At 71.5% G+C, this 12,798-nt stretch carries 13 protein-coding genes; 10 read left to right on the forward strand and 3 right to left on the reverse strand.

The annotated features are described in order from the left end of the window. The first annotated feature begins 1 nt into the window (after position 1). From ybeY to OM076_RS24765, 3 genes are all read left to right on the forward strand, one after another. Positions 2 to 382, forward strand: coding sequence for an rRNA maturation RNase YbeY (ybeY, locus tag OM076_RS24755; protein ID WP_270042773.1), 381 nt, complete (start codon positions 2 to 4; stop codon positions 380 to 382). Beyond that, positions 379 to 1,269 carry a GTPase Era gene (gene era / locus OM076_RS24760; RefSeq protein ID WP_270042774.1) on the forward strand — a complete coding sequence of 297 codons (891 nt, stop codon included), beginning with the start codon at positions 379 to 381 and terminating at the stop codon, positions 1,267 to 1,269. The genes ybeY and era overlap by 4 nt, the downstream gene beginning before the upstream one ends. 293 nt (positions 1,270 to 1,562) lie before the next feature. Continuing rightward, complete coding sequence (locus tag OM076_RS24765) at positions 1,563 to 3,032, forward strand: MopE-related protein (protein WP_270042775.1); 1,470 nt, start codon at positions 1,563 to 1,565, stop codon at positions 3,030 to 3,032. 114 nt (positions 3,033 to 3,146) lie between these two features. Here OM076_RS24765 and OM076_RS24770 read toward each other — a convergent pair whose 3' ends face one another. From OM076_RS24770 to OM076_RS24780, 3 genes are read right to left on the reverse strand one after another with little or no spacing between them, the layout of a single operon-like run. After that, positions 3,147 to 4,559: a PH domain-containing protein gene (locus tag OM076_RS24770; RefSeq protein ID WP_270042776.1), complete on the reverse strand. Its 1,413-nt coding sequence runs from the start codon at positions 4,557 to 4,559 to the stop codon at positions 3,147 to 3,149. Continuing rightward, a complete protein-coding gene (locus OM076_RS24775; protein ID WP_270042777.1) occupies positions 4,534 to 5,019 on the reverse strand; it encodes a PH domain-containing protein in 486 nt (161 codons plus the stop codon). The genes OM076_RS24770 and OM076_RS24775 overlap by 26 nt, the downstream gene beginning before the upstream one ends. Next, positions 5,016 to 5,945 carry an ArsA family ATPase gene (locus OM076_RS24780; protein ID WP_270042778.1) on the reverse strand — a complete coding sequence of 310 codons (930 nt, stop codon included), beginning with the start codon at positions 5,943 to 5,945 and terminating at the stop codon, positions 5,016 to 5,018. Before OM076_RS24780 ends, OM076_RS24775 begins: the two co-directional genes overlap by 4 nt. 29 nt (positions 5,946 to 5,974) lie before the next feature. Between OM076_RS24780 and OM076_RS24785 the strand changes: the two genes are divergently transcribed. The 7 genes from OM076_RS24785 to OM076_RS24815 all read left to right on the forward strand — a co-directional run bounded on the left by OM076_RS24785 (position 5,975) and on the right by OM076_RS24815 (position 12,792). Next, complete coding sequence (locus OM076_RS24785) at positions 5,975 to 6,817, forward strand: phytoene/squalene synthase family protein (protein ID WP_270042779.1); 843 nt, start codon at positions 5,975 to 5,977, stop codon at positions 6,815 to 6,817. A gap of 49 nt (positions 6,818 to 6,866) precedes the next feature. Beyond that, the gene (locus tag OM076_RS24790; RefSeq protein ID WP_270042780.1) at positions 6,867 to 7,964 is read left to right on the forward strand and encodes an NAD(P)/FAD-dependent oxidoreductase; all 1,098 of its coding nucleotides are present in this window, start codon (positions 6,867 to 6,869) and stop codon (positions 7,962 to 7,964) included. A gap of 85 nt (positions 7,965 to 8,049) precedes the next feature. After that, positions 8,050 to 9,426, forward strand: coding sequence for a putative bifunctional diguanylate cyclase/phosphodiesterase (locus OM076_RS24795; protein WP_270042781.1), 1,377 nt, complete (start codon positions 8,050 to 8,052; stop codon positions 9,424 to 9,426). Positions 9,427 to 9,811: 385 nt separating this feature from the next. Next, complete coding sequence (locus OM076_RS24800; RefSeq protein WP_270042782.1) at positions 9,812 to 10,180, forward strand: hypothetical protein; 369 nt, start codon at positions 9,812 to 9,814, stop codon at positions 10,178 to 10,180. A gap of 14 nt (positions 10,181 to 10,194) precedes the next feature. Continuing rightward, entirely contained in the window at positions 10,195 to 10,797 is a 603-nt protein-coding gene (gene hisIE, locus OM076_RS24805) for a bifunctional phosphoribosyl-AMP cyclohydrolase/phosphoribosyl-ATP diphosphatase HisIE (RefSeq protein WP_270042783.1), read from the forward strand. Next, positions 10,781 to 12,238, forward strand: coding sequence for an anthranilate synthase component I (gene trpE / locus OM076_RS24810; RefSeq protein WP_270042784.1), 1,458 nt, complete (start codon positions 10,781 to 10,783; stop codon positions 12,236 to 12,238). The genes hisIE and trpE overlap by 17 nt, the downstream gene beginning before the upstream one ends. After that, on the forward strand, positions 12,235 to 12,792 hold the full coding sequence (locus OM076_RS24815; protein ID WP_270042785.1) for an anthranilate synthase component II: 558 nt from the start codon (positions 12,235 to 12,237) through the stop codon (positions 12,790 to 12,792). Before trpE ends, OM076_RS24815 begins: the two co-directional genes overlap by 4 nt. Positions 12,793 to 12,798: the final 6 nt, after the last annotated feature.

Raw genomic sequence — 12,798 nt, forward strand, 5'->3', positions numbered from 1 at the left:
GTTGTTGGAAATAGACGTGATCGGCAACGCGCTGCCGCCAGGCCGCGTGGAGGAGGCGGTCGCCTATGCGGCCGCCTCGGCGGGAATCGAGGAGGGCCACGTGGCGATCGAGTTCGTCAATGCGGAACGGATCGCGGAGCTCAACGAGACGTGGCGCGGAAAGGTCGGTCCGACCGACGTGCTCTCGTTCCCGGTCGACGAGGACGACGAGGATCCTCTTGGCGAGCGCGAATTGGGGGACGTCTTCATATGCCCCGAGTACACGTCAGATCTGGTCGAAGCGGTCGTGCATGGGGTCCTGCACCTGACTGGGATGGACCACGAAGAGGACGAGGGCGAGATGCTCGCGGTACAGGCCGAGATCATGGGGTGGCTGCGATGAGCCCCCGCTCCGGCTTCGTCGCGCTCGCCGGGCGCCCCAACGTCGGCAAGTCGACGCTCGTCAACTACATGGTCGGCCACAAGGTCGCGATCGTCTCCGACAAGCCGCAGACCACCCGCCGCGCGATCCGCGGCGTCCTCACCGTCCCGGACCGCTACCAGCTCGTGCTCACCGACCTTCCGGGCGTGCAGCGCCCGCGCGACGCCCTGACGTCGCGGATGCAGCAGCGCGTCGAGCAGGAGCTGGGCGAGGCCGACGCCGCGCTGTTCGTGGTCAACGGCGACCAGGGCGTGGGCGGCGCGGGCGATCGCTTCATCGCCGAGGCGCTCGCCTCCGCGCGGATCCCGATCGTGATCGCCCTCAACAAGATCGACCGGCTCAACCATGCCCGCACGGTGCAGGGCCTGGTGACCGCCAGCGACCTCGGGCTGCCCGACGCGGAGGTCTTCCCGATCTCCGCCCGCACCGGCAAGGGTGTCCCGGCGCTGGTCGACTACCTGGCCGGGCTGCTGCCGGAGGGCCCGTTCTACTTCCCGCCTGAGGACTTCTCCGACCAGTCCGAGGACGTGATGCTCGCCGAGCTCGTGCGCGAGCAGGTGCTGCTGCGCACCCGCCAGGAGGTCCCGCACGCGGTCGAGGTCCAGATCGAGGAGATCGAGCAGGCCGAGTCCGCGGTGGTCGTGCGCGCGATCATGTGGGTGGAGACCGAATCCCAGAAGGGCATCCTGATCGGCCACCACGGCCGCATGATCAAGGCGATCGGCACGGCCGCCCGCAAGGAGATCGAGCGCGAGCTGGCCGATCACGTCCACCTGGACCTCTCGGTGCGGGTGCGCCGCTCGTGGCGCGCCGACGACGCACTGCTGGACCGGCTCGGCATCACCTAAGCGCCTCGCGCTCGGGCGGCGCCGGCCTCGGCGGCGCCGCCTCCCGCCGCGTCCAGCCGGCGCCCGCCCGCGTCTCGCCACGTCCGCGTCCATCCGTCGGCGCGTTTTTCTCCCCGCCCGCGGGTGGGGGTGCCCCATCTAACTCTCGCCCAGCGACACTTAGACGGGGCACCCCACGCGACACCGGCGCGCAGCCACGCCCACGCCGCCTCGCGGCCACGCCCAGCCACAGCTCGCCGCGCTAGGGGTTTCCCCGATGTGGCGCGCGGGCACGGCGGCGACCATGGCGCGACATGCTCCGCCGCACGCTCGCGCTCAGCGCCCTGACCCTTCTCGCCGCGGCGGCTCCCGCCGGCGCGGCCACCTTCGCTTCCGGCCTCAACCTGACGATGACGCCGTTCGCCGGCGAGTCCAACCAGTTGATCCTGGGGCTGACGACGTCCGGTGCCGACACCTTCTGGGTCGTCACGCGGGAGAACACCGGCGCCGCTCCGGTCAACGCGGGCTCCTCGTGTACGCAGGTGACCACGAACGCGCAGGTTCGCTGCGAGATCACCGGCATCGCGAGCCTCTCGCTCGGTGACGGCGACGACCGGGTGACCAAGACCGCGAACGGTCACGGCGCGATCATCAACGGCGAGAGCGGGGCCGACACGCTGGTCGTGCGCGACACCGCCGCCGCCACGCTCAACGGCGGGCCCGACAATGACTATCTCGAGGCGGTCGGGCCGCTCGTGGACACCCTCAACGGCGACGCCGGCGACGATCAGCTCAGGGGTGGCGCGGGCGCCGACGTGATCAACGGCGGGCCGGGGAACGACACCTTCCTCGTCGCGGGCGGGACGTGGACCGTGTCGCTCGACGACGTCGCCAACGACGGCGTCTCGCCGGTCGCCAACGTCCACTCCGACGTCGAGAACATCACCGGCGACCAGTTCGGCGACACGCTCACCGGCAGCGCCGCGGCGAACGTGCTCAGGGGCGGAGGCGGCAACGACACACTCGACGGCAAGGGCGGCGCCGACCAGCTCTTCGGCGACGGCGGGAACGACACCATCAACGCCCGTGACGGGATCGCGGACACGATCGACTGCGGCGACGGTGCCGACAGTGTTGTCGCCGACGTCCAGGACGTTCTGAGCGGCTGCGAGACGGTGGCCTACGCGGACGCCGACGGCGACACGTTCGCGGCCAACGTCGACTGCGACGACGCGAACCCGGCGATCCACCCGGGCGCGATCGACCTCCCGGGCAACGGCGTCGACGAGGACTGCTCGGGCGCGGACACCCCCAAGCCCGAGGCCACCGCCACGCCGACGCCCACCGCGACCGCGACGCCCGTCGCCACCGCGTCGCCCGCGGCGACCGCCACACCCGTCCCCACGCCCCACACCGCGTTTGCGGACGCGACGCCGACCCCTGCGCCCACCACCACCGCCGCGCCCACCCCGCTCGACTCGATCGTCACCGCGACCTTCAGCTTCGCCCGCAGGTACACGCTCTTCAACGACATCACGATCCGCAACGCCCGCGCCGGCTCGACCATCCTCCTGCGCTGCACCGGCAAGGGCTGCCCGAAGTCCATCAAGCCGATCACCATCGCCCGCGACGCGGCCAAGCTCACGCTCAAGCGCCCGCTCGGCAAGGCCAAGCTCCGCGTCGGCACCCGCTTCGAGGTCCGCATCCAGCACCCCGGCAACACGACCGTCATCACCCGCTACACGGTCCGCCCCAACCGCGCCCCCGCCCGCAAGGACACCTAAACCCCACCTAAGGGGCCAGACCCCTTAGGTTGCCTTTAGGTTGAAACGGCTCTGCGCCGGGCGTTCGGAACCTAAACGCGAGATAAGGGGCCAGACCCCTTAGGTGGGGTTTAACTAGAGGGAAGACCAGGCGGCGTGGGCGTCGGATGCGTCGAGGTGGCGGATGCGGGCCGTGGTCTGCTTGCCGAAGGCGACCTCGAGGTCGGCGAGGTCGGCGCGGCGCTGGAGGAGGTTCTGCACGAGGGTGTGGGACTCGCGGTTGTGGGCGGGGGCGAGGACGGTGGTGCGGGCGAGGCGCATCGAGCGGATCGCGAGGCGGCCGTCCGCCAGGCGCCAGGCCGCGGCGCGCCAGCGCTCGTGGCCGTAGAGGAAGCCGAAGAGCACGCCCGCCAGCGCCGGCGGGCCGACCTCGAACCAGGCCGCGAAGGTGATGAACGCACCGAGCAGGGTGGGGAGGAGGATGTAGCGTCGCGCCGCACGGCGTGGCGGGGAGCTCAACCCGCGCGGATCGTCGGCCAGTTCCGGCAGGAACTCCTGCAGGAACGCGTCGACGTCGCGCAGCCGGACGAGCGGGAAGAGCGTGCGGGCGGCGGCCGCCTCGTCGGCGTAGCCGGTGATCTCGACGGTCAAGGTCGCCAGCCCGAACGGCCGGCGAAAGACGCCCTCGACCACCCGCACCGCCCGCACCCGCCCCACCGGCACGGTCGCCTCGGTGCGCTCGACCACACCCCGCCGGATCCGCAGTCGATCGCCGTCTCGCATCACGGTGAAGCCGCCGAACGCGACGACCGCGCCGAGCGTCGACAGCAGCCACGCGAGCAGCACGATGCCGATCACGGCGAGGACGATGACCATCGTCGAGTGCGGGAGCGCGCGCACCGCCTCTTCGCCCTGGCGCTCGTTGCTGAACAGCTGCTGGACGACCTGGCTCGCCCCCGCCAGCACCGGCACGACGATCCCCAGCTGTCCCGCCGTCAACGCCGCGATCGCGAGCTCGCGCCCGGCGAGCCGGCGCGTCGGCCGCTCCGGCTCGTCCTCGGCCGGCGCATCCGTGTGCGCGGCCTGAGGCCGCGCGGCCCGCAGCTCCTCGACCGCCGCGGGCGTGAGCGCCGGCAGCGAGATCTCGCCGCCCTTCGTACCCGCGCCCGTCTGGACGTCGACCGCGTAGACGTTGAACAGCCGCTGCAGCGGGCCCTGGTGGATGTCGATCGCCTCGATCCGGTCCAGCCGGATGTCGGTGACCTTCTTCGACAGCGCGCCGGTCAGGTGGTGGATCGCCTCCGGCCCGATGTAGTAGCTCGTCGTCTGGTACTTGATCGCGCCGACCGTGACCGCGATCGCCAGGCCGATGGCGCCGTAGATCGCCGCCTGAAGCAGCGCGCGGGTGTCGAGCGAGCGGCCGAAGACCGTCACGGCGACGATGATGAGCACCGGGAAGAAGGCGTTCTTCAGCGCGTCGGCGGCGTAGATGACCAGCGCCGACGGGTGCAGCCGCCGCTCGTCAGGTCTCGACGTCGACTTGCTCATCTTCGACCGCCGGCTCGGCGTCCTCGGTGCGGGCGAGGCCGGCGATCCGCGTGCGCAGCTCGTCGGCCTGCTGGGCGGGCAGCAGCGGGATCGTGTGGCTCCCCGCGGCGGTGTGGACGACGACCGTCGAGAGCGAGAAGACCTGCTCGAAGATCCCGCGCCGCGTGTCGACGTGCTGGACGCGGATCCACGGCACCAGCGTGCGCCGGATCGCGACCGTCCCGTGCTGGATGTCGATGCCCTCGTCCCCGATGTCCCAGCGCCAGCGCGCCCAGCGCAGCCGCGGCACGCCGATCCCCGCCGCGATCCCGACCACCAGCGGGATCAGGAACCAGGGACCGACGCCGGCGGTGATCGTCACGACGATGCCGGCGATCGTCAGCGCGCCCCAGAACAGCACCTGCTGCAGGAGCCAGACCCGGCGGGCGACGGGGGAGAGGCGGCGTGATGGGGCGCTCATGCCAGCTCGGCGGCGAGGTGCTCGTAGTGGGTGAGCTCGAGCTCGGACTCGAAGACGAACGGCAGCGGCGTGATCGGGGCGTCGGTCGCCGCCTCCAGGCGCCGGACGTGGGCGCGCTGGGCCTTGACGCGCTCGTGCGCTGCCAGCGCCGCTCGCACCGCGCCGAGGTCGCCGACCGAGTGCCCGTCGCGGGTCGCAGCGCGCAACTTGGTCACGTCGGAGGAGGAGAAGCGCTCGGGCCACATCGCGTTCATGACGATCGCGTCCAGGCCGAGCCCGACCGCGTCGCGAAGCCGGCGCTCGAGGTCGATCGTCTCGTTGACCGGCATCTCCTCCGGAAGCGCGACGGCGACATAGCCCGTACGCGCCGGGTCCGCGAGCATCTCGGACACCTTGGTCGCCTGCCGGCGGATCGGGCCGACGCGCGCAATTTCCCCGAACGTGCGCGGCGTGGTGAGCATCCCGATGCCGTGGCCGGAGGCGGGCGCGTCGACCACCACGAGGTCGTAGCGGCGGTTGTGCTTGTCCCAGCGCTGCGGCTGCGCGAGCTCCCAGACCTTGGCGATCGTGATCAGCTCCTTGGCGCCCGGCGCGGCCGCGACGAAGTACTGAAACGCGTGCGAATGACCCAGGATCCGCCCTGCAGGGCCGCCGCCGAGCTGTTTGCCCAGCCACTCCTCGAGCGCGCGCTGCGGGTCGATGGTGATCGCCCACAGGTCCTTGGCGAGCTCGACCTCCTGCTCCGGGCGCACCCCTTGGCGCGCGAACGCGCGCGACATCCGGTCCTGCTCGGAGACCTCGCAGACGATCGTCCGGCGTCCGGTCCGCGCGGCCGCCAGCCCCAGCGCCGCGGCGACCGTCGTCTTGCCGACTCCGCCCTTGCCCGTCACGTAGAGCACCGCGCGATCGCGGAGCAGTGCGTCCATTGCAGTCACCCTAGGACACAATGCGGATCATGGACGCGGCGCTGAGAGAGGGGTACGAGACGTCGCGGCGGATGCAACGCCGCCACGATCCCACGTACTACTTCGCGACGCGCCGCCTCCCCGCCGAGATCCGTCCTGCCACACACGCGCTCTACGGCTACGTGCGCACGGCCGATCAGATCGTCGACGGCCCGCGCCGCCCGGCCACGCCGGACGGCCGTCGTGCGGCGCTTGACGCCTGGGAGGCCGAGCTGGAGGCGGGCGAGACGTCCTGCCAGCCGATCGTGCGCGCCCTCACCGACGCCGCCGCCCGCCACCGCCTCCCGCTGGGCGAGCTGCGCACCTACATGCGCTCGATGCGGATCGACTGCGCGCCGGTGCGGATCGCCAGCTGGGACGACCTCGTCGCCTACATGGACGGCTCCGCGGGCTCGGTCGGGCGGATCATGGCCTCGCTGCTCGGCGTGCCCGCGCGTCATCACTCCGACCTCGGCCGGCTCGGGCTCGCCTTCCAGCTGGCCAACTTCATCCGCGACGTGCGCGAGGACGCGACGCTGGACCGCGTCTACCTGCCCGCCGAGGATCGCGACCGCTTCGGCGTCACCGAGCAGGACTTGCGCGCCGAGCACGCGACGCCGGCCGTGCGCGCGCTGGTGGCGCACGAGGTCGAGCGGGCGCGCGGGCTGTTCGCGGGAGCGCGACCGGCGATCGCGTCGGCTCCCGCCTCGGTGCGTCCGGGCATGAAGCTGGCGACGGGGCTCTACAGCCGCATGCTCGACCGCGTCGAGGCGACAGGCTTCGACGTCCTCGGCCGCGAGACCGGCGTGCGCGTGTGGCACATCCCGGGCGCGGCGCTCGAGGCGCTCCGATGACCGCGAGCGTCGAGTTTCTCGCGCTGTACTCGCGAAAGTCGACGCTCACGTGACCCAGCGCGCGACTCTCCGCGGCGCCGCGCGCACCGACATCTCCCAGCGCGCCGACGTCCTGATCTGCGGCGCGAGCTTCGCCGGCCTCGCGGTCGCGCGGGAGCTCAAGGGCTCCGGCGCCGACGTGCTCGTCGTCGACCGCTACGAGATCGGCGAGCGCGCCACCTCGGCCTGCGCGGCGCCCACGCCGTGGCTGCACGCGATGGGCGTGCAGAGCGCGATCCGGCAGGAGATCCCCTGCATGGCCTTCCACACGCCCCACGGCTCCGCCCGCTTCCGTCTGCCGTGGAGTTGGTCGAGCTTCGACTACAAGCAACTCTGTCACGCCCTCTACGAGCAGACCGACGCCCGCTTCGAGATCGCGAAGGTCGAAGCGAGAGACGGCGACACGGTCATCACGGACCGTGGGAACCTGAGCAGCCCGCTGATTGTCGACGCCCTCGGCTGGAGGCGCGTCCTCGGCCCCGGCGCCAACGTGCAGCCGCCCGCTGCCGCGATCAGCCGCGGCCTCGAGGTCCACCCGCATGGCGCCTCGACCGACCTCGACATCTGGATCGATCGCAGCCTGATCCGCCACGGGTACGCCTGGTCGGTGCCCGCCGACGGGGAGCAGCGGATCGGCGTCGGCTCCTACCAGCCGCGCGACCACGTCAAGGAGCCGACGAAGGACATCACCCGCCGCCTGGCCCGCGACGCCGTCCGCTACCAGGGCAACTGGTTCCCGCACAAGCTGCGCCCCGCCGCGCAGGACGGCGTGTTCTTCGCCGGCGACAGCGCCGGCCACTGCCTGCCGCTGTCGGGCGAGGGCATCCGCACCGCGTTCTACTTCGGCATCGCGGCGGGCCGCGAGCTCAGGGCGGTCATCGACGAGACCAAGACCAGGGAAGAGGCGCTGCACGACTACGGCGCCTTCTCGCACGCCCACAAACCCGCCTTCACCTACGCGCTCGCGCTGCAACGAGCGATTCCCCGCCTCCCGCCCCGCGCGCTCACCGCGCTGCTGGCCCTGATGGGCCGCGAACGCCCGTGCCGGCGGGCGTTTGACTGGTACCTGCGCGTGGCCTCACCCGCCTTCGCGGACGCGCCTCGCTGAGTCCCCGTACTTCCTCCCGGCAGCGTCGGCCGGCTGACGGTCCACCTTTCAGTCGGTGGAGAATCGGCCGATCAATGGAGAAGTCTTGCCCACGCTCGTATTCAACGCCGCACCGGGGTACGACGCCCTCACCGGGCTCCCGGATCGCGCCGCGTTTCTGGCTTCGCTGCGGGCCGCCGCCGACTCCGGCGAGGCGATCGCGGTCCTCTTCCTGGACCTGGACGACTTCAAGGTCGTCAACGACGGGTTCGGGCATGAGGCAGGCGACCGGCTGCTGATCCAGGTCGCCCAGCGGCTCCAGACCGCGGTCCGCGAGACCGACCTCGTCGCCCGCCTCGGCGGCGACGAGTTCACCGTGCTGTGCGTCGGCCTCGAGGACCAGTCGCAGGCCACGATCACCGCCGGCCGCATCCGCGCCGCCCTCTCGGCGCCGTTCGACGTCGCCGGCCAGCGCCGCCACGTGCGGGTGAGTATCGGCTGCCGTCTCGCGGCGCCCGGGGAGGCCGACGCCGAAGCGCTGCTGCGCGACGCCGACTCCGCCATGTACCAGGCCAAGGAGAGCGGGAAGGACCGCGTCGAGCTCTTCAGCGACGCCACCCGCGCCCGCCTGCTGCGCCGGATCGAGGTCGAGCAGCTGCTCAGGGCCGCGCTCGAGGAAGGGCTGCTCGAGGTCCATTACCAGCCGCAGGTCGACGTCTCGACCGGTCGCCTCGTGGGCGTCGAGGCGCTCGCGCGCTGGAGCGAGGCCTCGCCCGCCGAGTTCATCCCGGTGGCGGAGGAGACCGGACTGATCGGCCCGCTCGGCGCGTGGGTGCTCGCCACCGCCACCCGCGACCTGGCCGGCTGGCACGCCCGGGGCCTGACGCCGCTCACGGTCACCGTCAACGTCTCGACCCGCCAGCTCGAGGATCCCGACTTCCCGATCGTCGTCGCCACCGCGCTCGCGACCGCCGACCTCGCGCCCGAGTGCCTGTGCCTCGAGCTGACCGAGTCGGCGCTGATGGGCGCGGGCGACGCGTCGCTGCACTGCCTGCGAATGCTCAAGGACCTCGGGATCTACGTCGGGATCGACGACTTCGGCACGGGCCACTCCTCGCTCGCCCGCCTGAAGTCGCTGCCGGTGGAGGTCCTGAAGGTCGACCGCTCGTTCATCGACGGCCTCGGCACCGAGCCCGAGGACTCGGCGATCGTCCACGCGATCCTCTCGCTCGCGCACGCCCTCGGCCTGCACGTGATCGCCGAAGGCGTCGAGACCCCGCTGCAGGCGCACCAGCTCGCCGCGCTCGGCTGCGGCGTCGCGCAGGGCTTCCTGTGGTCCCCCGCCGTGCCCGCCGACCAGATTCCCGCGCAGGCGGAGATCGGCACCGGCGCGCGCCCGCGGATGAACCGCCACCGAGGCGAGCGCAGCCTGGTGCTGGAGATGATGCACCAGATCGGGATCGTCAAAGAGGCGCGCTCGTGATCGGGCTCCTCGCGCTCGCGACCGGGCTCGCGTACACCGCGCTCGGCGTGATCACCGTCTACGAGCTGATCCGCTACCGCCGCGACCGCGGCTTCTCGCACTTCGGCCTCTCCTTCGCCGTGATGGCGTTCACCTGCGGCCCGCACCACCTGGTCCACGCGTACCGCCACCTGGTCCTGCATGAGCCGGGGCACGGACCGATGCTGGCGGCGATGGCGCTCGGAGCGGCGCCGGCGGTGGTCTTCATCGCGCTGCGCCTGGAGGCGACGTTCGGCGGCCGCGGCGATCGCCTGATCCGCAACAACCCGGTCTTCGCCACGGTGCCGCCGCTGAGCTCGCGGTCGCGGGGGCGACCCTGTGGGAGGCGTTCAGCCACGCCGCGAGGATGGACGTCGACCTGCGCTCGCTCGTCCCGAACATCGTGCTGTTCGTCAACTACGCGCTGGTCGGCTACTTCACGGCCCGCACGCAACTCGCCCGCCGTCCGCTGCTCGACGGCTGGTCGCTCTCGGGCGTCGCGATGAGCGGCGTGTTCTTCACGTGCTCGATCTCGCACCTGGTCGCGGGAGTGGTGACCGGTTCGAACCCGGCCGGCGTGATCTTCGACAACGTCGGCGTGCCCGCGTCGATCTACTTCATGTGGGCGGTTTACCGCCTGCACCGCGATTCCGAGCGGGATTGGAACCGCCGGCCGCTGGTCGGTCGCGCCTCCCCGCTGGGTCGTCGCTCTCCCTGGGCAGAAGCGAACTCCTAAACTCCCCGCTCCTGATGGAGCCCCCCAGTCCGAAGTTTGATCAAAGCGGCCTCGTGCCGTGCGTTATCCAGGATTGGCGCTCGGGCGAGGTGTTGACCCTCGCCTACATGAATGAAGAGGCCTTGCGCCTGAGCCGGGAGACCGGCGAGCTGCACCTGTTCAGCCGCTCGCGCAACGAGCTCTGGCACAAGGGCGCGACCTCCGGCAACACGCAGGCGGTCAAGGCATTGCGCTTCGACTGCGACAGCGACGCCGTCCTCGCCCTCGTCGAGCCCGCAGGCCCGGCCTGCCACACCGGCGAGCGCACGTGCTTCTTCTCCGGCGACATGCAGCCACTCCCGTACGAGGCCCTGCCCGGGCTGGAGCGCACGCTCAAAGACCGCGCCGAGCACCCCACCGAGGGCTCCTACACGGCCAAGCTCCTCGCCGACCCGCCGTTCATCGGCGAGAAGGTCCAGGAGGAGGCCGAGGAGGTGGCTCGCGCCGCGCGCGAGGAGTCCGACGAGCGCGTCGCCAACGAGGCCGCCGACGTCCTCTACCACCTCACGGTGCTGCTCAAGAGCCGCGGCCTGAGCCTCGCGGACGCCGAGGAGGTGCTCCTTGGCCGCCGTCGCTGAGCACCTCGAGGTCACGCCGAGCCTCGAGGAGGCGCGCGCGCTGAAGGGCGATCACAACCTGATCCCGGTCACCCACAGCTTCATCGAGGACTGCGAGACGCCCGTCTCGGCCTTCCTGAAGCTGCGCGGCGACGGACCCGCGTTCCTGCTGGAGTCCGCCGAGCAGGGGCAGCAGGTCGGTCGCTACAGCTTCATCGGCTGGCGCCCGAAGCGCGTCGTGCGCTGGAGCCTGGCCGACGGGGGAGATCCGTACACGCTCGCGCACGAGGCCGTCTCCGAGGTCCGCCAGGCCGAGATCGCCGGGCTCCCGCCGTTCGCGGGCGGTGCCGTCGGCTTCTTCGGCTTCGACTGCGTGCGCGCCGTCGAGCGCCTGCCCGAGCCCAACCCGGACGTCCTCGGGCTGCCGGACATGGCGCTGATGCTCTCCGACGTGATCGTCGCCTTCGACCACCTGCGCCACACGGTGACGATCCTCGCCAACGCCTACCTCGACGACGAGACCGACGTCGACACCGCCCACGCCCGCGCGGTCGAGGCGATCCGCCAGGTCCGCACCCGCCTCGCCGGCCCGCTCCCCGCCCTGGAGACGCATCCGGCCCGCGAGGCCCCGTCCTTCGAGTCCAACATGAGCCGGGAGACCTTCGAGGCCAACGTGGCCCGGATCATCGAGTACATCTACGCCGGCGACGCCTATCAGGTGGTTCCGTCGCAGCGCTGGAGCGCGCCCACCCCGGTCGAGCCGTTCAGCATCTATCGCGGCTTGCGCGCGGTGAACCCGTCGCCGTACATGTACTTCCTCGACTTCGAGGACTTCCAGATAGTCGGCGCCTCCCCGGAGCCGCTGCTGACGGTCAACGGCCGGCACGTGTCCACGCGCCCGATCGCCGGCACGCGCCCGCGCGGCGAGGACGACGCCGCGATCGCCGCCGAGCTGCTGGCCGACGAGAAGGAGCGCTCCGAGCACGTGATGCTCGTCGACCTCGGCCGCAACGACCTCGGGCGGGTGTGCGAGAACGGCAGCGTGCACGTCGAGCGCCTGATGGAGGTCGAGACCTACTCGCACGTGATCCACATCGTCTCCCAGGTCGCGGGCACGCTGCGGCCGGAGGTCAAGGCGATCGACGCGCTGCGCAGCGTGCTCCCCGCGGGCACTCTGAGCGGCGCCCCGAAGATCCGCGCGATGGAGATCATCGACGAGCTCGAGTCGGTCAAGCGCGGCGCCTACGGCGGGGCGGTCGGCTGGCTGTCCTACGGGGGCGAGCTGGACACCTGCATCTGCATCCGCACCGTCGTGGTCAAGGAGGGCATGGCCCACATCCAGGCCGGCGGCGGCACGGTGGCCGACGCCAAGCCCGACTACGAGTACGAGGAGTCGCGCGCCAAGGCGGCGGGCGTCGTGAAGGCGATCGAGCTGGCGGTCAAGCAGGCGGCGTGGCCATGAGAGTCCTGATGATCGACAACTACGACTCGTTCACCTACAACCTCGTCCAGTACCTGGGCGAGCTGGGGGCGGAGCTGGAAGTCGTCCGCAACGACGTCACGACGGTCGACGAGTTGCTCACCCGCGACTACGACCGCGTGGTCGTCTCGCCCGGGCCGTGCACGCCCAACGAGGCGGGGATCTCCGTCGAGATCATGCGCCGGTTCCCCGAGGCGGGGGTCAAGACGCTCGGCGTCTGCCTCGGTCACCAGTCGATGGGCCAGGCGTTCGGCGGCAAGGTCATCCGGCACAAGCCGGTCCACGGAAAGACCACGGAGATCACGCATGACGGGAAGGACATCTTCGCCGGACTGCCCGACCCGCTGCCCGTGGCGCGCTATCACTCGCTGGTGGTGCACGAGGACCTCCCGGACTCACTCGAGGCGACCGCCCACGGCGGCGGCGTGCTGATGGCGATGCGCCACAAGACGCTGCCCGCGATCGGCGTCCAGTTCCATCCCGAGTCCGTGCTCACGCCCGACGGCAAGCAACTGCTGCGGAACTTCCTTGCCTAATCCGGT

The sequence above is a fragment of the Solirubrobacter ginsenosidimutans genome (assembly GCF_027587205.1).